Annotated in this window: 23 protein-coding genes and 1 tRNA gene; 10 read left to right on the top strand and 14 right to left on the bottom strand. The window is 35.5% G+C overall.

Translation table 11 applies throughout. The features are described from left to right. Nucleotide 1 precedes the first annotated feature (1 nt). From Q0787_RS01775 to Q0787_RS01760, 4 genes are all read right to left on the bottom strand, one after another. Nucleotides 2-2,161: a molybdopterin cofactor-binding domain-containing protein gene (locus tag Q0787_RS01775; RefSeq protein WP_298900484.1), complete on the bottom strand. Its 2,160-nt coding sequence runs from the start codon at nucleotides 2,159-2,161 to the stop codon at nucleotides 2-4. Between the two features lie 11 nt (nucleotides 2,162-2,172). Continuing rightward, on the bottom strand, nucleotides 2,173-2,634 hold the full coding sequence (locus tag Q0787_RS01770; RefSeq protein ID WP_298900483.1) for a (2Fe-2S)-binding protein: 462 nt from the start codon (nucleotides 2,632-2,634) through the stop codon (nucleotides 2,173-2,175). A 62-nt stretch (nucleotides 2,635-2,696) separates the two neighbouring features. Further along, nucleotides 2,697-3,278, bottom strand: coding sequence for a nucleotidyltransferase family protein (locus tag Q0787_RS01765; protein ID WP_298900481.1), 582 nt, complete (start codon nucleotides 3,276-3,278; stop codon nucleotides 2,697-2,699). Further along, entirely contained in the window at nucleotides 3,275-4,345 is a 1,071-nt protein-coding gene (locus tag Q0787_RS01760; protein ID WP_298900480.1) for an XdhC family protein, read from the bottom strand. The genes Q0787_RS01765 and Q0787_RS01760 overlap by 4 nt, the downstream gene beginning before the upstream one ends. Nucleotides 4,346-4,453: 108 nt before the next feature. Here Q0787_RS01760 and Q0787_RS01755 point away from each other — a divergent pair, with 108 nt between their 5' ends. After that, nucleotides 4,454-5,704, top strand: a complete 1,251-nt coding sequence (locus Q0787_RS01755) for an alginate export family protein (RefSeq protein WP_298900479.1) — start codon at nucleotides 4,454-4,456, stop codon at nucleotides 5,702-5,704. Between the two features lie 51 nt (nucleotides 5,705-5,755). Here the strand turns inward: Q0787_RS01755 and moaA are convergent, their stop codons facing one another. From moaA to glp, 9 genes are read right to left on the bottom strand one after another with little or no spacing between them, the layout of a single operon-like run. Beyond that, nucleotides 5,756-6,754, bottom strand: a complete 999-nt coding sequence (gene moaA, locus Q0787_RS01750) for a GTP 3',8-cyclase MoaA (RefSeq protein WP_298900478.1) — start codon at nucleotides 6,752-6,754, stop codon at nucleotides 5,756-5,758. 11 nt (nucleotides 6,755-6,765) lie between these two features. Next, complete coding sequence (moaCB, locus tag Q0787_RS01745; RefSeq protein ID WP_298900477.1) at nucleotides 6,766-7,677, bottom strand: bifunctional molybdenum cofactor biosynthesis protein MoaC/MoaB; 912 nt, start codon at nucleotides 7,675-7,677, stop codon at nucleotides 6,766-6,768. A 4-nt stretch (nucleotides 7,678-7,681) separates the two neighbouring features. Further along, complete coding sequence (locus Q0787_RS01740) at nucleotides 7,682-8,128, bottom strand: molybdenum cofactor biosynthesis protein MoaE (RefSeq protein ID WP_298900476.1); 447 nt, start codon at nucleotides 8,126-8,128, stop codon at nucleotides 7,682-7,684. Then, nucleotides 8,128-9,207 (bottom strand): HesA/MoeB/ThiF family protein, encoded by a 1,080-nt coding sequence (locus Q0787_RS01735; RefSeq protein ID WP_298900475.1) that lies wholly within the window; start codon nucleotides 9,205-9,207, stop codon nucleotides 8,128-8,130. The genes Q0787_RS01740 and Q0787_RS01735 overlap by 1 nt, the downstream gene beginning before the upstream one ends. A gap of 4 nt (nucleotides 9,208-9,211) precedes the next feature. After that, nucleotides 9,212-9,445 carry a MoaD/ThiS family protein gene (locus Q0787_RS01730; protein WP_298900474.1) on the bottom strand — a complete coding sequence of 78 codons (234 nt, stop codon included), beginning with the start codon at nucleotides 9,443-9,445 and terminating at the stop codon, nucleotides 9,212-9,214. After that, nucleotides 9,429-10,013, bottom strand: coding sequence for a molybdenum cofactor guanylyltransferase (locus Q0787_RS01725; RefSeq protein WP_298900473.1), 585 nt, complete (start codon nucleotides 10,011-10,013; stop codon nucleotides 9,429-9,431). The genes Q0787_RS01730 and Q0787_RS01725 overlap by 17 nt, the downstream gene beginning before the upstream one ends. Further along, nucleotides 10,014-10,757 carry a sulfite exporter TauE/SafE family protein gene (locus Q0787_RS01720; protein WP_298900472.1) on the bottom strand — a complete coding sequence of 248 codons (744 nt, stop codon included), beginning with the start codon at nucleotides 10,755-10,757 and terminating at the stop codon, nucleotides 10,014-10,016. After that, complete coding sequence (locus Q0787_RS01715; protein WP_298900471.1) at nucleotides 10,754-11,092, bottom strand: winged helix-turn-helix domain-containing protein; 339 nt, start codon at nucleotides 11,090-11,092, stop codon at nucleotides 10,754-10,756. The genes Q0787_RS01720 and Q0787_RS01715 overlap by 4 nt, the downstream gene beginning before the upstream one ends. 7 nt (nucleotides 11,093-11,099) lie before the next feature. Then, a complete protein-coding gene (gene glp / locus Q0787_RS01710) occupies nucleotides 11,100-12,275 on the bottom strand; it encodes a gephyrin-like molybdotransferase Glp (RefSeq protein ID WP_298900470.1) in 1,176 nt (391 codons plus the stop codon). Nucleotides 12,276-12,424: 149 nt separating this feature from the next. Between glp and Q0787_RS01705 the strand changes: the two genes are divergently transcribed. From Q0787_RS01705 to Q0787_RS01675, 7 genes are all read left to right on the top strand, one after another. After that, nucleotides 12,425-12,664 (top strand): hypothetical protein, encoded by a 240-nt coding sequence (locus Q0787_RS01705; protein WP_298900469.1) that lies wholly within the window; start codon nucleotides 12,425-12,427, stop codon nucleotides 12,662-12,664. Between the two features lie 6 nt (nucleotides 12,665-12,670). Further along, entirely contained in the window at nucleotides 12,671-14,998 is a 2,328-nt protein-coding gene (locus tag Q0787_RS01700; RefSeq protein WP_298900468.1) for a molybdopterin-dependent oxidoreductase, read from the top strand. A 3-nt stretch (nucleotides 14,999-15,001) separates the two neighbouring features. Then, nucleotides 15,002-15,694 (top strand): nitrate reductase cytochrome c-type subunit, encoded by a 693-nt coding sequence (locus Q0787_RS01695; RefSeq protein WP_298900467.1) that lies wholly within the window; start codon nucleotides 15,002-15,004, stop codon nucleotides 15,692-15,694. Further along, nucleotides 15,687-16,310, top strand: a complete 624-nt coding sequence (locus Q0787_RS01690) for a multiheme c-type cytochrome (protein ID WP_298900466.1) — start codon at nucleotides 15,687-15,689, stop codon at nucleotides 16,308-16,310. Before Q0787_RS01695 ends, Q0787_RS01690 begins: the two co-directional genes overlap by 8 nt. 6 nt (nucleotides 16,311-16,316) lie before the next feature. Continuing rightward, a complete protein-coding gene (locus Q0787_RS01685) occupies nucleotides 16,317-17,447 on the top strand; it encodes a 4Fe-4S dicluster domain-containing protein (RefSeq protein ID WP_298900465.1) in 1,131 nt (376 codons plus the stop codon). Between the two features lie 10 nt (nucleotides 17,448-17,457). Then, entirely contained in the window at nucleotides 17,458-18,681 is a 1,224-nt protein-coding gene (gene dsrP / locus Q0787_RS01680; RefSeq protein WP_298900464.1) for a sulfate reduction electron transfer complex DsrMKJOP subunit DsrP, read from the top strand. 70 nt (nucleotides 18,682-18,751) lie between these two features. Beyond that, nucleotides 18,752-18,892 (top strand): hypothetical protein, encoded by a 141-nt coding sequence (locus Q0787_RS01675; protein WP_298900463.1) that lies wholly within the window; start codon nucleotides 18,752-18,754, stop codon nucleotides 18,890-18,892. Between the two features lie 85 nt (nucleotides 18,893-18,977). Here Q0787_RS01675 and Q0787_RS01670 read toward each other — a convergent pair. Further along, nucleotides 18,978-19,053, bottom strand: a tRNA-Phe gene (locus Q0787_RS01670). Nucleotides 19,054-19,244: 191 nt separating this feature from the next. On the opposite strand from Q0787_RS01670, the gene Q0787_RS01665 reads away from it, so the two are divergent. Both Q0787_RS01665 and Q0787_RS01660 read left to right on the top strand, forming a co-directional pair. Then, on the top strand, nucleotides 19,245-19,973 hold the full coding sequence (locus Q0787_RS01665; RefSeq protein ID WP_298900462.1) for a type III pantothenate kinase: 729 nt from the start codon (nucleotides 19,245-19,247) through the stop codon (nucleotides 19,971-19,973). Then, on the top strand, nucleotides 19,973-21,277 hold the full coding sequence (locus Q0787_RS01660) for a hypothetical protein (RefSeq protein ID WP_298900461.1): 1,305 nt from the start codon (nucleotides 19,973-19,975) through the stop codon (nucleotides 21,275-21,277). The genes Q0787_RS01665 and Q0787_RS01660 overlap by 1 nt, the downstream gene beginning before the upstream one ends. Nucleotides 21,278-21,293 lie beyond the last annotated feature (16 nt).

Below are 21,293 nucleotides of genomic sequence, written 5' to 3'. Positions count from 1 at the left end.
CTTATGCTTTCAAATTGGCTTCATGTTTTCTTAATACACTTATAAAAGGTTGTTTTAAGAGCAATTGTCCTGTAGCTGCTTTTATAGCATTGGCTAAAGCTCCACCAGCTGGAGGAAGTCCAGGTTCACCTAATCCTGTTGGTGATAAATTGTTTTCCACAAAATAGGTGTGTACAATTGGCGTTTCTTTCATTCTAATTAAGCGATATGTATTAAAGTTTACATCTTGTGGTTTTCCATTTTCAAAAGAAAAATCACCATACATAGCATGTCCAATACCATCAATAACACCTCCTTCAACTTGGTTTTTAGCGCCTGTAGGATTTACTACGATACCACAATCGACGGCTACAGTAACTTTTTCTACTGAAGGATATCCATTTTTCAAGCTAATATCTACAACTTCCGCTACATGTGTATTATGGCTGTAATATGCTGCAAACCCTTGATAAACACCTTCTCTAGTTTTTCCCCAGTTACTTTTCTCTGCGGCAAGTTTAATAGTGTCTGTCATACGTTTTGCCGAATATTGAATGTTAGGATCTTCTCCGTCTTTTACGTTTTTAAGTAAATCTAAACGTAATTGTACTGGATCTGTTTCCAGAAGTTCGGCAAGCTCATCAAAGAAACTCTGCTCTGCATAAGCAAGGAAGTTAGTATAAGGAGCTCTCCATGCTCCTGTGGTTATATTACTTCGATAATTACCTGTTTCAACTTTATAGTTTTCAATAGCACCAGCAGGGAAAAAGTGTGGAATTAATCCATACATATTGCTGTTGATTGCAGCCTCTTTCAAATGATAGCCAGTTACTTTTCCATCTTTAAGTGATGCAGAAATTCTATACTTTATTGCTGGTCGATAAATACCAGCAGCCATATCATCTTCTCTAGAAAAAATTACTTTTACAGGCTTTTTTGTAAGATTGGAAATTTCAGCAGCTTCTAAAGCAAAATCACCATAAAGACGACGACCAAATCCGCCTCCCATTCGTGTCATTTCTAGATGAATGTCTTTCTCCTCCCGACTTATTAAATTGGCTATTCGTCTGGCAGTCCCGGCAGGAGTTTGAATTGGTCCTACCAAATGCACTTTGTCGTTAGAAACGTTAGCATAGAAATTCATGGGTTCCATACAATTGTGAGGTAAAAAGGGAGATTCATAAGTGCGTTCTAATATCTTATCTGCTTCTGCAAATGCCTTTTTTACATTCCCGTCTTCACGGCGTACATCCAAATCTTTTCCGTTAAGAATAGCGTTTAATTTAGTATCATGATCTGAAGTGCTTTCTAAAGTTTCATCAGTTGTCCATTGTACATCCAGTGCTTTTTTCCCTTTCATGGCAGCCCAAGTGTTTGATGCAAGAACAGCAATCTTATCGCCAAACTTTACGACGTCTAAAACACCATTAACTGCTTTGGTTTTAGTATCGTCATAAGAACCTATCTTTTGTCCAAAGGCAGGAGGTCGACATACAGAGACATAAGCCATATCGTTTGCTGTATAATCTAAACCAAAAAGAGGCGCTCCTGATATTATTTTATCAATATCAACGTTGGTAGCATCCTTTCCTATAATCTTATAATCTTTTTTATCTTTTAATGATACATTCTCTGGAATTTCGAGTTGAGCAGCGTCATTAACAACATCTCCATATCCCAAAGTTTCCCCTGTTGGACTAGTAATTACACCATTTGATGCAGAACAAGAAGAAGCGTCAATTCCCCATTTTGCTGCAGCAGCATTCACAAGCATTTGTTTGGCTGTAGCTCCCGTTTCACGTAGAGCATCCCATCCAAATCTAATAGATTGACTACCTCCTGCAACTTGTCTCGTAAAGTTGTTTGTGTCCAAAGCCCCTTGTTCAACAGAAACATGTTCCCATGGTACGTCTAGTTCTTCTGCGATAATCATAGGCATGGACGTTTTTACACCTTGTCCGATTTCAGGATTCGGAGAAAAAATGGTGACATAACCATTATCTGCAATTTTAATAAAAGCATTAAAGTCGTTAAAGTTAAGCTGAGCAATATCAACTGGAGGAGCTGTAGCTTCTTTACAAGAAGTAAAGAAATTGAATCCAATTAAAATTCCGCCACTAGCTAATGCAGAAGTACGAATGAAATTTCGTCTGCTAAATGTAATTTTGTTTTGATTCTTCATGATTATTTAGCTTAAGACATTTTTTTTGCAGCCAGAGCAACTGCTTTTTCTATTCGATTATAACTAGCACATCGACATAGATTACCATTCATAGCATTTCTAATGTCGTCATTATTAGGGTTTGGGTTTTGTTTTAAAAAGGAAGATGCAGTCATCATTTGACCTGCTTGACAATAACCACATTGAGGGACGTCAAGTTCTTTCCAAGCGTCTTGCACAGGATGCAGTTTGTCGCTTGCTAGACCCTCAATGGTTGTGATGTTGGAGCCTTCTAAACTAGATATAGGAACAGAACAACTCCTTATAGCAACGCCATCCAAATGCACAGTACATGCTCCACATTGACCAATTCCGCAACCATATTTGGTGCCTACTAAATTGAGTTCATCACGAAGCACCCATAGTAATGGAGTGTCATCATCAACGTTTATGTTAACCGATTTTCCGTTAACCTTTAAATTATAACTTGCCATAGAACTTGATATTTAGCTAAAGTTAAAAAATATTTACTTGAATATTGTCGTCTATTAATTTTTTATAATGATTTTAAGAAATTAAGGTAGTCTTCTTTGGTGTCTATATCTAGTAGTGCATTGCATTTAACTTTAATAATCTCATTACTATTATGGTTTAAGACTTTTTTTGCGCCATTGTCTCCTTTAAGCTCTATAAGTTGCTTAAAAAATTTCTTCGGAAATATAGCAGGAACACCAATGGCGTTTCCATAATCTGAAGCTAAAATTTTAGTAGGGTTTTTAATATATCCTTGTATTAAAATATTGAGGTATTTAGAATCAATTAGAGGTTGATCTGCTAATATGATTAAAACAGCGTCAAAGTTCAAGTGGTTAATGTGATGTATTCCAGCTCTAATGCTTGAACTCAGTCCATCCATGAAATTATCATTTATAATGACCTCAATTTGTTGCATTGGGATGGACGCTTTTATATCGTTGGCATGTGCTCCAAGAATGCAATATATTTTATTTGCATTAGATTGTATGGCGCAATCAATGGAGTGTCCAAGAAGTGTTGTGCTACCAACAGGAAGTAACTGTTTTGCGGTACCCATTCGACGAGAATTACCAGCAGCTAGCAACAGAATAGCTATAGTCATTTTTGCTTTTGAGTTTTATTAGCAAAAACGCTTAAAGACATGACTTCTGTTCTTCGGACAATAGCTAAAATTTCAGCTACAATAGACAATGCAATTTCTTCGGGAGTAATGGCACCTATATGTAAACCTGCCGGACTGTGAATCGTTTCTAAAAATTCTTCTGATAATTCTGAAACATAATTGAGAAGTTCATTTTGAAGTTGATTACGACGTTTAGACGACCCAATGATACCAATATATTTTGGTTGTAAAGGTTCTAGTTTGATAAGATATTTTAAATCAAGTACGTAATTATGAGTCATTAATACCACAACCGTTTCATTATCAATTTTTAAATCGACAATTTCAGGAGTTTGGGCAGTGACTGATTTGGCACCAGGGAAATCTGAGAGCGATTTAGGGTCTTTGATAGAAGTTATAATATCAATTTCCCATCCCAATGAATTGGCTATCGTGCAGAGTTTTACTGCGTCGTGCTCACCACCAATAATGAGTAATCTTAGACTAGGCTTTAGTTCTTGAGAAAACACTTGTATTGTTTTTGAATCTTGAGATTTGAACGTTTCTCTAAACATGAATTTAGAGTTGTCATTAAATTGTATAATGGTTCCAAAGTCACCAAAGACGTCATCCTCTTTTTTAAAATAGGAGTCAATTTTAAACGTATTTCGATACTCTAATTGGGTTTGAAATGCTTTAAAGAAACTATCAGTAATATAGAAGGGTTCAATTAGGATGTAAAGTAAACCTTCACAACCTAATCGGTAACGTCCATCGTAGGTCATGATTTTTGGCTTGTCATCTCTAAAAACAGATTGAGCTCGCCTTTTAACTTCATTTTCAACACAACCTCCGCTTACTGCTCCAACCATGCTTCCGTTCTCTGAAATGAGCATTCTTACTCCGGGTTTTCTGTAGGATGAGCCTTCAAGAAAGACAACAGTGGCTAGTACGTTTTTTAGCCCATTCTGTTGGTTGACTTTTGCTTTATAGACAATGTTTTTAAATTCGTGAGTCATGGAAGTTATAGCATAATATTTACTAAAATACTGTTTTATTCTATACATTCAATTCAAAAAATCTTTCGATAAGATGACTTAAATCATGTTTAAACAAGTATTATGAGTTTATTTTTGTAGTGCAAAGCACTTTATTATAGAATTAAACCAAAAGATATGATGAAATTACAAAAGATTTTCGTGGTTGTTTTTTTATTAGCAACTATAACTACATATGCACAATTGAAAATTGATGCCGAGATTAGACCTCGATTTGAATACAGACATGGTTTTAAAACACTGTTTCCTGATGATGCAGACCCTGCTGCTTTTGTATCACAACGAACGCGATTGAATGCGGCTTATGTCATGGAAAAATTAGATATTTATTTAAGCATGCAAGATGTTAGAGTATGGGGTGATGTACCTCAATTAAACAGTGCAGATAGAAATGGATTTTCTGTGCATGAAGCTTGGGCCAGAATTGCCTTAGATACAAGTTGGGCTTTAAAACTTGGACGACAAGAAATTATATATGATGACAGTCGGATTTTTGGAAACGTAGAATGGGCGCAACAAGCTAGAAGTCATGATGCTGCCCTGGTTCAGTATCAAAAAGATAGGTTTAAAATGAATTTCGGTTTTGCCTTCAATCAAGATGGAGAAGCATTAACAGGAACGACTTTAAATACTAATACGTATAAAGCGTTTCAGTATGCATGGTTGCATAAAGATTGGGATCGTGTTTCTGGAAGCTTATTGCTTTTAAATAATGGGTTGCAATATATTGATGATATGAATTCAGACGATAATGAAACGCGCTATAGCCAAACCATAGGAACGCATATAAGGACAAAGGGAAAAATTGGTTTAGTTGCAAATTTATTTTATCAGTTTGGTAAAGATATGTTTGATAACGATTTGAGTGCATACCTCTTGGCATTAGAAGCCAATTATAAGGCTTCTGATAGAATTGGACTAACACTTGGAGGTGAGTTAATTAGTGGGAATGATAATGGTACACCTACTAATGGTGATAACAATGCCTTTAATCCGTTTTATGGAACCAATCATAAATTTAATGGCCTCATGGATTATTTCTATGTTGGTAATCACCAAAACAATGTAGGGCTACTAGATATATATGCAGCTGCTAATTTCAAACTTAATTCGAAATCTAACCTAAGGGTAGCACTTCATAATTTTTCTGCTGCTGCCGATTATAGTGAGAAACAATTTGGGAATGAGGTAGATTTGGTCTACTCATGTAAGATTCAAAAATTTGTGACTTTAAAGGCTGGTTATTCTCACTTATTTGAGTCTGAAGGTATGGAAATCCTAAAAGGAAATACCGATGGAAATACTAATAATTGGGGTTGGGTGATGGTTGTGATTAAACCAACACTTTTTTCGAGCGCCAACAATTAGTGAACCGTTAGATTGAAAGGTTTGCTCCTAAATTTAGAAGCATGAATGCTATTATCCACCAATAGTAATCATGCTTCTGTTATTTGAATGCAGATCTGGTGTTTTTAATTTTTCTAGAGTATCCATTCCACCTCTCATTTTTGCCTTTAGACGTATGGCTTTTTTAATAACAGGATCTATAGATTCCCCTTGCCTTAAAGTGGTGAGAAGGTCTGATTCTTTAGAAGAAAACAGACAGTTTTTTAGATGACCATTTGCCGTTAACCTCAATCGATTACATGAATCACAAAACGGATTGGTAACTGAGCTTATAATTGCAAATGACCCTTTATAACCTTCTATCCTATAATTTTTTGACGTGTCGTTTTGAGCGTCTTCTAACCTCACAAGTTTTTCCTTTGAGAATTGTTTAGTGGTGATGTCTAGAATGGTTTTTAACGAGACCATTTTTTTAATATCCCATCTATTACCATCAAAAGGCATAAACTCAATGAACCGCACAGTAACAGATAGGGTTTTAGTAAGGTTTATAAAATCGACAATTTCGTTATCATTAAACCCCTTGATCAAAACCGCATTAATTTTAACTTTAAATCCTTCAGCAATAAGAAGTAAAATATTATTGTAAACTTTTTCAAAATAATTACGCCGAGTTATATCCTTAAATTTTTCGGCATTTAAAGAATCCAAACTTACATTAATAGTTTTAACATTACAGGCTTTTAAAGTATCGATATAACGTTCAACATTTACGGCATTTGTGGTAATAGCTAGCTCCACTGGAAGGGAAGCAAGTTTTTCTAAAATAATGTGCGCATCTTTTCTAATCAAAGGCTCGCCTCCTGTAAGTCTTATTTTTGTTACACCATGATCAACAAAGGATTTGGCAATGGCATATATTTCATCAAATGTCATAATGTGAGATTTAGGCGACAATTGGATGCCTTCGGAAGGCATACAATAGGTGCATCGTAAATTACAACGTTCGGTTAAAGAAATGCGAAGGTAGGTATGTTTTCGGTTATATGTATCTGTTAAAATATGACTCACTGTGCTTAAATTTAATCGTGACGTGCTCCTTTAAATATTCTGAAAATGTGCAAAAGTGATGGAAAAATAGCATCCATTGATTCTTTTGCGCCATTAGTAGAACCTGGCAAAGCTAATACTAAACTGTTTTTATAAGTTCCTGCAATGCTTCTAGATAACATAGCATAAGGAGTTCGTTCTTGTCCGTAACTACGTATGGCTTCTTCTATACCAGGAATAGTTCTATCTAAGAGTGGTTTTAATGCTTCAGGAGTAACATCTCGTTTTGATAATCCAGTGCCACCAGTGAAAATAATCAAATCCACATTTTGTTCTTGATAAGCTCTTACTTTTTGCTGAATTCTGTCTACTTCATCTGGAATAATAGCATAATCTGAAATATCTACATCGCTAGCTTTAAGTTTTTTAATGATAGCTTTTCCTGCTTTATCTTCTTTTTGTCCTGCGGAAATCGTATCAGAACATACTACTACGGCAGCTGTAATATCTTTTCTAAACTTATCTTTAAAATCGGACTTGCCACCTTTTTTGTGTAGTAGTTTAATATGATGGATTTCAACACCTTTATCAATAGGTTTTAACATATCATACATGTTGAGAGCTACTATACTGGCGCCATGCATGGCTTCAACTTCAACTCCAGTTTTATAGATGGTTTTAATAGTGCAAAGAATCTTGATCTCAAGTCCGTTGATTTCGTACTCAATTCCTGTAAATTCTATAGGTAAAGGATGACAGTCTGGAAGTAAGTCTGGCGTTTTTTTTACACCTAATAATCCGGCTGCTCTACTCATAGCAAAAACATCTCCTTTCGGAACTGTCTTATGCTCTATGGCATTGATAGTGTCTAGTGTACTTACTTTTACAATGGCTTGTGCCGTCGCAATTCTTAAGGTATTAATTTTATGTGTTATGTCTACCATTATATTAACTATTAACTTTCCATTGGTGGCTTTGGTCTTCAAAAATTTCTTTACCAAAAATGGGTACTTGTTCTTTTATTGTATTCACTAAGTATTCTATAGCATTAAAAACGTCTACACGTCTCGGAGAAGACACAAATACAAAGAGGCAAATTTCACCAGCTTTTACAGTGCCTAAACTGTGGTAAATGTGCATACAAGTAAGATTGAATTTTTTGAAAGTCGCCTCTCTAATATCATGAAATTTTGAATTTGCCATGTCTTCGTATGCTGTGTACTCTATGGCTTTTACAGTTTTGCCTTCTATTTGATCTGCTCTAACTTGGCCTAGAAATATGTCATGAGCACCAATAGTTGTTTTCGACTGATGTTTCGCAATAGAATTCCCGATAAATTCGGCTGAAATAGCACCTTCTATAAAAACAGGTTTAGGTTTACGTTCTTTAGTCATTATGCATTTATTTTAAAATAGTTTTGAATGGCTTCTATTCCATTTTCTAAACTATAACAGTTAGTAAAATTATGTTTAAGCATTATTGATGCTGCTGTTGCACTTCTTATTCCAGATTGGCAAAAAAGTATAATTGTTTTTGTTTTATCGATACTAGAAAGTTCATTTTCTAAAAGGCTTAGAGGAATGTTAGTATGCACCAAATGCTCTGCTTTTGGAAGTTCATGAGATTCACGAACATCAATGAATAGCGAGTTTTTCTTTTTAATAGCATCTTCAATAGTGGTTTTAGCAACTATGGTATCACAAATTTGATCAATGCTTTGATTTTGAAAATTGGTTTTTATCTTTTCTATATCTTTGAGTTTGGTGTTAGATTGTTTTTCAATGGAAATTGTAAATGACTTTGTCGTTTTTGAATTATAACAAAATAACTTACCCGATAATACATTTTTAAAACCAAGAATAATCTTAAGAACTTCATTGGCTTGCATAGATCCAATAATTCCGGGTAGTACACCTAGAACACCAACTTCTGCACAGTTTGGGATGTCATTTTTACTAGGAGGGTTTGGAAATAAACATCTATAATTTGGCCCATTCTTGTAATTAAAAACAGAAACCTGTCCTTCAAACTTATAAATTGCACCATAAACAACTGGTTTATTGGCTATGACCGCTGCGTCATTTATCAAATAACGAGTGGCAAAATTATCTGTGCCATCCACGATGATATCATAATTTAAAAAATGTGATATCGCATTTTTATGAGTGAGCATTTCTACAAAGGCTTCAATAATTATTGTATCGTTGAGGTCTAAAAGGCGTTGTTTGGCAACAATAGCCTTAGATTGCCCTAAATTAGAAGTGCCATAAAGAATTTGACGCTGTAAATTGGATTCTTCAACAACATCATGATCTATGATACCTATTGTGCCTACTCCAGCAGCAGCAAGGTATTGAAGAACGGGACAGCCTAAACCGCCAGCACCAACGACCAGAACTTTAGCTTGGTTTAGTTTTTTCTGACCATGTGCGCCAATTTCCTCTAAAATTATATGTCTACTATATCTGTTCATAGTTTTATCCTCCTGCAAATGGAGGTAATAGTACGATTTCCGCGTTTGAAATTATAGAATCATTCGAAATAAATGTTTGGTTTTGAGCTATTTGAAATTCTTTTTCTTCAAGAATCGGATGTTTTTCAAAAAGCACTTTAAGTAAGTCTGCAGCAGTGCCTTTTGAAAACGATAATGTTTCCTCCTCGCATTGCGTGATTTCGGCTAACATACCAAAATATTTAATTTTTAAAGTCATGACTTAACTGATTTAATTGGTCTTTTGTGTTTATGTTTAAGGTGTATTTTTCTAAGTAGCTTTCAAGGGTAATCGTTTTAGTTTTTTGTTGGTTTACAAAAAATTGTAAACGACGTTCTCCACGTTTTAAAGCCTCTAAACTGGGCGCCATACATCGTTTTTTATATACAGCTAACAGCGGATTAGTTCTACCGTTTATTGAAAATTGAACGATATCATTTTTAATGGAGATTTCATTTATTAATCGAGTTAATAACACTGGATTTATTAATGGAATGTCGCAACTTAAAACGATATTGTTTTCGGTTTTAGAGTGTGACAACCCAGAATATAAGCCTGCTAATGGCCCCGCATTTTCAATAATATCATGAACACGCTTTAAATTAAATTGATCATAGCTTTTGTTGCTACTTACAATAATAATGTCTTTCAATACAGATTGTAGTGCTTCGATGATATGAACAATAAAAGGCTTGTTCTTATAAAGTGCTAGACCTTTTTCAAACCCCATTCGAGAACTTTTGCCTCCAGCTAAAATTATTCCAGTTATTTGAGTTTCAGTTGTCATCTATATAATTATTAATTTAACTGAGGCAACAATTAATACTGTGGCCAATAAATAGCGCAAAAGTTTATTATTAAATTGGCGACTGCCAAAATAGCTGCCGAAAAAACCACCAACAATGGCAATACCAACAAGTATAAATGATTGACTATCTAAGTTGAGACCGTTACTAAATTGACCAGCAAGTCCTGCGGCTGAATTAACCCAAATAAACAATGCCGATACTGCTGCGGCTTCTTTCATTTTTCCCCAATGTAATAATAGAATTATCGGACTGAGAATAATGCCACCACCAATTCCGATAAGTCCTGAAAAAAAACCAATAGCGCCACCAACAATCATTCCTTGCCAAATTTTTACATCTCTTATTTGATCGCTCTTTTGGCCAAAAACATTTAGCATTTTTAAAATAGCAAAGATCAAAAGCCCAGCCAATATCTTTTTGTAAATCGATGCATCTATCTCAATCATTCCACCAAGAAAAGCTAAAGGAATCGAAGTAATAGCGAAAGAAAGAAACAACTTCTTATTGAAAAACCCAGCTTTGTAATAATGATAAAATGCGATTGCAGAAACAAATAAATTGAGTAACAAGGCGGTTGGTTTCATGACCTCTGGCGCAAACGAAAATAATGCCATTAAAGCTAGGTAACCACTTGCGCCTCCATGCCCAACACTTGCATATAAAAAAGCGACTATAGGCAGAATAATTAAAAATAAAATATGGTATGAAGTGTCTATGGTCATATATTATTTATTTGGTCTAACTGTTTATCTAAGTAGGTCCAACATCCTTTATTGATAGTTTCAAAAGCAGAAATTAATGATTTCCCATATGGTGTTAGTGTTGCGCCTCCACCATTTTTTCCGCCAACGCTAGTAATAACAACTGGTTTTTTTGCAGATTTGTTAACAGCGTCCAAAAGCGTCCATGCCTTTTTGTAAGACATGCCAATGCTTTTGGCTGCCTTGGATAATGAACCTTTGGTATCTATAGCTTTTAGCAAACGAACTCTGCCCTCACCAAGGAAAACATTGTCGTCTGTTTCAATCCAAATTCTGCTTTTTATTTTGTAATTCATAACATTGTTAATTAGGTAACATAATAACGTCTACAACGTCGCCAATAGCTATTCGCATGGTGTCTGCTGGTAAAAAAACCAATCCATTTGCTATGGCAAAGGATTGGAGCATGGCCGAACTTTGGCCATCTAATACAGTCACAGAATCACCTTTTACTATAGCTTTTAAAAACTGTGCCCTATCTCCTTTTTTTGAAAAAGCGGATAAAGATTTTTTTTGCGTTTTAGGTAAGGTATAGTCCGTATTTCCACTTAAAATTTGTAAGGTTGTATGGACGTAAATGTAAAAACAGTTTAAAGCTGCAGCAGGATTTCCAGGTAAAGCAAATATGGCGGTTTCGTTCTTTTTACCAAAGAAAAGTGGCTTTCCTGGTTTTTGCTTTACTTTATAAAAAACCTCTGTAACATCTAAGGCCTTTAGTGCCTTTCCAACGAAATCATAGTCGCCAACAGAAATACCTCCTGTAATTAGAACAACATCATGTTTCGAGATAGCATTTTTCAGTAATGTGCAGGTAGTTTCATAATTGTCTCCAACGTTATATAAACTCTGATTGGAAAATCCGAGTTGTTGCAACGCCGAGGACAACATAACAGAATTACTCTCATAAATTTGACCATACTGTAAATCGGTTCCAATAGATACAAGCTCATTACCAGTAGTGACTATTGCAATTGATGGTCTCTTGTAAACAAAAACTTCTACAATTCCAAGCGATGCTAGAAAACCAACAGATGCAGGTGTTAACTTAATACCTTTTTTTAATGCAATTGTACCTTGTTTTACTTGTTCTCCTGAAGGTCGAATATTTGTGCCTTTTTCAGTAAAGTTATCAATAGTAATTTGACCATCTAATCGCGTCACTTTTTCCTGCATTACAACAGCATTAGCAGTATCAGGAACAGGAGCGCCCGTAAAAATTCGTACAGCTTCTCCAGCTTTTAAAACAGGGTGATAATTGTCACCTGCTTTAACCTCTCCAGTCAGTTTATAAGATTTAGAACTATGAATATTTATAGCATAACCATCCATGGCAGACTGCCTAAAAGGAGGCATGCTAATTGGAGAAATAACATCTTTTGCTAAAATATAGGAAACGCTTTGTTCTAAGCGTAACTTATGTTCTATTAAAGGTTCAATAGTTTCTGTTATTTTCTGATATGCTTCCTTAGTACTAATCAAAGAGGTGTTCATTTTTTGCCACAACATTTACAATGGCGTTGTTTCCATACAAATATAACGCTTTATTAAAACTTTATAACATGATAAATGTCATGTAAAACGTATTTAAAAATTCAGTAATTTGTTAAGAGATATTAAATATGGAAGTTATGCCTATAAAAAGTTATTTAGCGCATCCGCATAAAGATAAAAAGGAAGAATTAATTAGTGCTATTTCGCAACTCAAACAGTGTGAGGTTGTTCCAGCAGAAAACAGAGATATTTTGGTTGTTGTTACAGAGACCAATTCAAAAGAGGAAGAAGACGATTTAAGACTTAAACTTGAAACCATTAGCAGTTTGAAATTGCTCGCTATGGTTTCGGGATTTGACACACCACAAAAAAATTAGGAGTTTATGTTTACATCTACAACAAACAGAAGAGATTTTATTAAAAAAATGGCAAAGTTATCTGCAATTACTGCGGCTGTTAGTATGTTTCCAGGTATTCTTTTTGCAGAAGAACAAGAACGAGGATTACCAAAAGATGCCAATTTAGATTGGAAAAAAGCACCATGTCGATTCTGTGGTGTTGGATGTGGTGTTTTGGTTGGTGTCGAAAAAGGAAAAGCAGTTGCCGTAAAAGGAGATCCAAAATCAACTGTTAACAAAGGACTATGCTGTGTAAAAGGATATCACTCTGTTATGGCTATGTACGGTAATGATCGTTTAACAAAACCATTAGTAAAGAAAAATGGAACTTACGTAGAAACGACAATGGATGAGGCCTTAGACTTAATTGCTTCGAAAATGAAAGAAACGATTAATGATCACGGGAAAGATGCGGTTTCTATTTATGGTTCTGGACAATGGACAATTCCTGATGGTTATGTGGCCTCAAAATTATTTAAAGGTTGTATCGGAACAAACAATGTAGAAGCAAATGCGAGATTATGTATGGCAAGTGCAGTTACAGGGTTTTTAACTTCTTTTGGTTTGGATGAGCCTATGGGATGCTATGAAGATATTGATCATGCAGATGTTTTCGTGCTATGGGGAAATAATATGGCAGAAATGCATCCTGTGTTGTTTTCAAGACTTCTAGATCAACGCTTAAAGAGAGGGGTGAAAATTATAGATTTTGCCACTCGAACCACACGAACAAGTATGGCGGCAGATAAATCTATTCTGTTTTTACCTCAAACCGATTTGGCTGTTGCTAATGCAATTTGTTATGAGATTATTAAGAACAATTGGGTCAACAAATCTTTCGTTGAAAAGCACTGTAATTTCAGCAAAGGACTCACTAATATGGGTTATGGATTAGAAGATAAATATAAGTTTACCGATAAACCTGAGAAGATAAGTTTCGAAGCATATAAGACGTTTTTAGAAGATTATACGCCAGAAAAAGTTGAGAAAATATCGGGTGTTTCGGCTAAGGATATTAAATATATGGCTGCCTATTATGGTGATCCGAATAAAAAAGTAATGTCACTTTGGTGTATGGGACCTAACCAACACAGTCGAGGTACATGGATGAATAATTTAATCTACAACATTCATTTGTTAACAGGTAAAATTTCAACACCTGGGAATAGCCCATTTTCGTTAACAGGACAGCCTTCAGCTTGTGGGACGGTAAGAGAAGTAGGTACACTTACTCATAAACTCCCTCATGGTGTAGTTATGAATAAAAAACATCGCGAATTTGCAGCTAAAATTTGGGATGTTCCTGTAGAAAATATAGACCCTAAACCAACGTATCATACCGTTGAAATGTTTAGAGCTTTAGATCGTGGTGACATTCGATTTATGTGGATTCAGGTAACTAACCCCATGGTGACCATGCCAAAATTGAAACGTTATCGCGATGCTGCGAAAAAGGAAGGACGCTTTATTGTGGTTTCAGATATTTACCCAACACCAACTACAGATATTGCGGATGTGATTTTGCCATCAGCGATGTGGATAGAACGGGAAGGCATGTATGGTAATTCTGAAAGGAGAACACAGTATTTTGAGCAAATGGTGGAGCCTCCAGGGGAGGCAATCAGTGATACTTGGCAATTGGTAGAAGTGGCTAAACGCCTAGGGTATGAAAAACAGTTTTATTACAACAAAGAGACTCATATAGAAGAGATATATGCCGAATACCGAAAACACCATGAAGGAAAAAAGCACAATATGGCACCTCTTAAGGTGCTAAAAGAAAACTCTGGCATGCAATGGCCTTATGTGGATGGGAAGCCTACAAAATGGAGATTTAACTCTAAGTATGATCCTGCGTGTAGTAATGGAGAGACTTTTCATTTCTACGGAAAACCAGACGGGAAAGCTATAATTTGGCAACGTCCTTATGAGCCTGCTGCCGAAGAACCAGATGCAGAATATCCATACTGGCTAAATACAGGCCGAGTTGTAGAACATTGGCACACAGGTTCAATGACGCGAAGAATACCTGTATTACACAAGGCAATGCCGCATGGTTATGTAGAATTAAATCCCGATGATGCCAAGCGTTTACAAATTCAAACAGGAGATCGTGTGAAATTAACGACGAGACGAGGCGAGATTATTTTGCCCGCTTCTGTAAATCAGCGTGGAGTTCCCGCTCCTATGCAAGTTTTTGTTCCGTTTTTTGATGAAAACATGTTGATTAATGATATTACGTTAGACTCATTTTGCCCTATTTCAAAAGAACCTGATTATAAAAAGTGTGCCGTTAATATTGAAAAAGCATAAGTGATGAAAAAACGACTTGGTATTATAGCGTTATTTGTTTTGTTATTTATAGCCTTTATTTGGGTTTGGAACTATAGCTACTTTCAAGGCAAAGAGGAAGCCTATATTCCTATCAATGCTAATAAGGAACTTCCAGTTGTTGCTTCGGAAATGGGCGTGTTTGAGAGATCAAAGTATGCTCTAGATTATGCCAATATGCCAATTGATGAAGCGCATCAACGATCTCTAAAAACCTACTACGAAAATAGGGCCTTTTATGGAGCGCCACCTTCAATTCCGCATGAGGTAGAAGATGATCGAAATATGGGCGAAAACAGCTGTTTAAAATGTCACGGAAATGGAGGTTTTACTGAAAAGTTTAAAGCCTATGCACCAGTGACACCTCATCCAGAAATGGTTAATTGTCGTCAATGTCATGTGCCTCAAAAAACCCAAATATTGTTTAAAGAAACGCAGTTTATGAGAGGAACGGTGCCCTCTGCTGGAACAAACAATGCCTTAGAAGGAAGTCCGCCTGTAATTCCACATCAATTGCAAATGCGAGAGAATTGCTTGTCTTGTCATGCAGGGCCAAGCGCTCCAAAAGAGATTAGAGTAACACATCCTGAACGTATAAATTGTCGCCAGTGCCATGTTTTAAATAATAAAGTAATAGAGGATATAGGAATATTTAAAAGATCAAATGCCAATGAGTAAGTATATTACATATAACATATTAGGTGTACTCTGTATTCTTTTTTGTTTGAGTTCATGTAAGAATCACGGTGAGGAATATCATAGCATTACTGATAAGATAGAGGCAGAGAGCAGGGATTACCATGGTATATCTACGTCTTCTGAAAGCTATATTGAACATATAAATACTGTTGAAGTTACTGAAAATGGACTTACTTTTTTAATTCCAGAAAGAAAAGAAGAAATAGAGTCGTATAGCTGTACTGAATGCCATAGTAAGCCATTAGATGAACTACAAAGCAAGACTATTAAAAAGGCACATTGGAACATTAAATTAAGTCATGCCAACCAACTAACAATGAATTGTGTTACTTGCCATAATGGTGACAACATGGATTATCTGCAGAGTTTAACTGGAAGCCAAATCGATTTTGATTTGAGCCATCAATTGTGTAGTCAATGTCATCAAAAACAGTTTAAAGATTGGGCTGGAGGTGCTCACGGAAAACGCATAGAAAGTTGGGCTTCGCCAAGAGCATCCATGACTTGCGTTAATTGTCATAATCCTCATGCTCCAAGTTTTGAATCCAAGTGGCCAGAACGATATAATACGCAAAAAATTAATGAACGAAAATAATCGGGTATGAGTGATACAAATAAAAAATGGTTTTCGTTAAACTTAAATTCCAAACATAAACAAACCTCAGGTTCTTGTGGATGTGGGAAGACTTCTGGAGGTTGTAATTCGCATAAGCCAAAAAATGAGGAGTTAAACGAACAAGAGTTTTTTGACGCTGCAGTAGATGCCTCTATTGGAGAGGAAAGGCGTAAAGACGGTTTTGATCAAGTTTTTGATGTTAAAATGAGTCGACGATCCGCATTTAAAAAACTAACGGCAAGTTTATTAATTGGGGCGGGTGCCGTAAATACATCGTGCAGTTTTATTGCTGGAGATGAGACCAAGGAAAAAGCTCAAATAGATTGGGAGGAGCAGTTCAAGGGAAACTATAAACTCATGAATAACGATGAGAAAAAAGCAACTGTTGATAGGTTGGTGCGTTCTTATCAATTACGCACAGGGAAGACCATTAGTATGTCTTCCCAAAATGCCGAAGAAGATGTGCTTTTTGGATATGCCTTTAATATTTCAAAATGTCAAGGGTATATGGATTGCGTTAATGCTTGTGTTGAAGAGAATAATCAGGATCGGAGTTCTCAAATGCAATACATAAGAATTCATGAAATGAAAGATGGGAAGGGGTTTAATTTTAATGAAGCTGACGACAATTATTATCATGAAGTTCCTGCCGAAGGGCATTTTTATATGGGAACTCAATGTTTTCATTGTGACAACCCACCATGCGTAGATGTATGCCCAGTTCAAGCTACATGGAGAGAGGATGATGGTCTGGTTGTTATTGATTATGATTGGTGTGTTGGGTGTAGATATTGCATGGCTGCCTGTCCTTACGATGGACGTCGCTTTAATTGGAGTAAGCCAGAAGTTCCAGAAAATGAAATCAACAAAAACCAACACTATTTAGGAAATCGACTTCGAAAAAAGGGCGTCATGGAGAAATGTACGTTTTGCGTACAACGCTCTAGAAAAGGTAAAAACCCTGCATGTGTAGAGGCTTGTCCAACCGGCGCTCGCATTTTTGGCAATCTTTTAGATCCAAATAGCACGATTCGTTGGGTATTAGAGAATAAAAAAGTATTTAGATTAAAAGAAGATCTTGGTACCGAACCTAAGTTTTGGTATTTCATGGATTAAAATACAAATCATGAGAAGACTTAAAGTATTTAAAAGATTAGTGATTGATAGTTTAGATGTGATGACTCACGGATCTAAAAAGTACCATTTATGGATGGCACTTTTAACCTTTATTATGCTTATTGGTATGTATTGTTATTCCATTCAGCTTGAAGAAGGGTTAAGTGTTACCGGTATGACCGATCGCGTAAGTTGGGGGTTGTATATTTCTAATTTCACATTTTTAGTTGGAGTTGCCGCAGCGGCTGTTATGCTAGTAATGCCAACTTATGTATTAAAGGACATTGATTTTAAACAGGCTGTTTTAATTGGGGAAGGTTTAGCGGTTGCAGCCTTAATAATGTGTTTGGCATTTGTTGTTGCTGATATGGGAGGCCCGTCAGTATTATGGCATATGATTCCTGGAATTGGCGTGTTCAATTTTCCTAACTCCATGCTCACTTGGGATGTTATTGTTTTGAACGGTTATCTCTTTTTAAATATTACGATCCCTTTTTATATTCTCTTTCGCCATTACCAGGGAAAAGAGTCTAAAAAAAGCGTTTATATTCCAGGGGCTATTTTATCCGTGTTTTGGGCGGTTGGAATTCACCTAGTTACAGCATTTTTATATCAGGGATTACAAGCAAGACCCTTTTGGAATAACGCGTTGTTAGGTCCGCGATTTTTAGCTTCAGCCTTTGCTGCAGGACCAGCGTTAATTATTTTGGTACTTGCTATTATAAGAACATATACTGCTTTTAAAATTGAGGATAAAACCCTTAAAAAAATTGCTATGGTAGTTACTGTAGCAGCTCAAGTTAACTTAATTATGCTCATTTCAGAATTGTTTAAAGAATTCTATGCGCCAACACATCACAGTGAAAGTGCCTATTATTTGTTTTTTGGCTTGGATGGAAAAACGGCATTGTTACCTTGGATATGGACTGCAATATCCATGAATGTATTGGCAACAGTTATTCTTACCTTTCACAAACTTAGAAATAACTTTAAGATCTTGTTTTTTGCATGCTTCCTGTTATTTGTAGCCATTTGGATTGAAAAAGGATTTGGTTTAATTGTGCCTGGATTTATACCTGGACCCTACGGAAAAATTGCTGAATATACACCTACTGGTATTGAAATTGGAGTAACCATTGGGATTTGGGCAATGGGCGCTTTTGTATTTACAATTTTAGCCAGAACTGCTATTAAAATTGAAACAGGAGAGTTGAGGTATAAAAAGAAAGCGTAATCCCGTTTTAAAGGGAATATCTTTATTGTACAGGTTGTAACATTTTCATATAATGTCTGACTTATAGTATATGAAAGTGATTATCATTATTGTTGTTATCGTCGTTTTGATTGCATGGGCCTATTTTTTTCCAAAAGGAGTTAAAATATTTGGTATACCTGCCGAAACTCTTTTTTCGAAAGAAGACCCTGAAGACGAAGATTTTAAGTAAACTGAGAACCCTCTAAATATATCTACGGAATTTATCTAGAATTATAAAAACCAAAAAACCCGATTCATTTGAATCGGGTTTTTGATGGTGGTGCCTCCAGGAATCGAACCAGGGACACAAGGATTTTCAGTCCTTTGCTCTACCAACTGAGCTAAGGCACCAATTGCATAAAATTGCGAGTGCAAATATAGACTCATTTTTAATATTCACAAAAAGAAACAACAAAAATTTAAACTTATTATTTGTTTCATACCGCAAATTGTTGATTTCAACCAAAATAATGTTATAATTTGGTTAATTACTACCCTAAAATGTATCTTCATTTTGTAGTTTTAACCCTTTTAAAACACGTATGAATTTAATTATTGACGTTGGTAACACCTATGTCAAGTTTGCAATTTACAATCAAGGCAAGCTAAAAGAGAAGGTGGTTGGTGAGCTAAACGATTTCGAGAGCATGGTCTTGGAAGTGATTAAAGATCACCCTCAGGTCAATCAGGCTATTGTATCTTCAGTAGGAAGATTAAACAATGCACACCTAAAGTCTTTAAAAGACAACATACGCGTTTTAGAACTGTCTCATAATCTCAAGTTACCCTTTAAAAACCTATATGCTACGCCTAAAACACTTGGTGTAGATCGTATAGCATTGGTTAGTGCATCTGTAGAGCAATTTCCAGATCATAATGTGTTGATAATAGATGCAGGAACTTGTATTACCTACGATTTTATAAATACTAAAAATGAATATTTAGGAGGTGCTATTTCTCCAGGAATTAGATTGAGATATCGAACATTAAATAATTTAACGGCAAATTTACCGTTATTGGAGACCAAGATGCCTCAGAACATTTTAGGGGATTCAACGGAAAATTCAATTCACTCGGGCGTTGTTTTTGGAGTTTTGAAAGAAATTGATGGTGTAATTGATGATTATGTTAAAGAATATTCAGATTTAACAGTTATTTTAACAGGAGGAGATACCAAATTCTTGTCAAACCAATTAAAAAATAGCATATTTGCCAACTCAAATTTTCTTTTAGAAGGTTTGAATTTTATTTTAGAATATAATACGAAATAATGATAAAAAAACTTGTAATAGTTTTAATCGCTTTTTTTGCACTACAATCTTATGGGCAAGAAGGTACAGCGTCTCCATATTCGTTCTACGGAATTGGAAGTTTGAAATTCAAAGGAACGGTTGAAAATAGAAGTATGGGAGGATTGAGCATTTATACAGATAGTATACATGTGAACCTTAGAAACCCGGCAGCATATGCTGGTGCAAATCTTAAACTTTGGAATGAAGAAAGTAGACCAATAAAATTTTCTGTAGGAGCGGGTCATAATAGTACTACGCTAAAAGCTAATTCTGGAGAATCAAAAGTGAATGCTACAACCTTTGATTATTTAGCCTTATCTATACCTGTTGGTAAATTTGGTTTTGGTTTTGGATTGGTGCCTTACACTTCTGTAGGTTATAAATTAGAAGATAGAAACGCTGATGTACTTGAAAACAGATACCGAGGAGAAGGTGGTGTTAATCGCGCTTTCTTTGGTTTGGGCTATCAAATTACAGATAAACTAAGTTTGGGTATCGATGCTAATTATAACTTCGGAAATATCCAAAACAGTGTAATTCAGTTTGCATATGACGAAGACGGAAACCTTGTTCAATATCAAACGAGAGAAAGTAATCGGTCAGATTTAAGCGGTCTTAATTTTAATATTGGTTTAACTTATAAAACCATGATTAATGAAAAGTTAGAACTTCAAACTGGATTAACTTATTCTCCTAAGAGTGATTTGTCATCAAGAAATCAAAGAACTTTTGCAACTATTATAATTAATCAAACCAACGGACAAGAGTTTGTGCTTAATGAAATTGAAGGCGATTTAGCCTCTCAAGGGCTAGCGAGAACAGATTTGACCTTGCCTTCACGTTTTTCATTTGGAGCTGGTATTGGAGAGCCAAGACGCTGGTTTGCAGGTGCAGAGTATACCCGTCAAAACACAAGCGAATTTTCAAACCCTATAGTTTCAATAGAAAATGCTAATTTTGTAAACGCTTCAACTATTTCTGTTGGTGGCTTTTATATCCCAGATTATACATCGTTTTCAAATTATTGGAAACGAGTAACCTACAGGGCTGGTTTCCGTTTTGAGAATACTGGTTTAGAAATTAATAATGAAACTATTAATGAGTTTGGCATGTCTTTTGGAGTAGGACTACCAGTTGGAAATGTGTTTTCAAATGCTAACCTTGGTTTTGAGTTCGGACGACGAGGAACAACAAACCAAAATTTGATTCAAGAGAACTTTTTCAATATTAATATAAGTCTGTCTTTAAACGATAGATGGTTTCAAAAGAGAAAATATAACTAACGTAAATATAATAGAA

The organism is uncultured Psychroserpens sp. (assembly GCF_947492715.1).
In the GTDB taxonomy this organism is placed as follows: Bacteria; Bacteroidota; Bacteroidia; order Flavobacteriales; family Flavobacteriaceae; genus Psychroserpens.
Note: the sequence above shows the minus strand (reverse complement) of the source record. Positions and strands in the feature narration are given on the sequence as shown.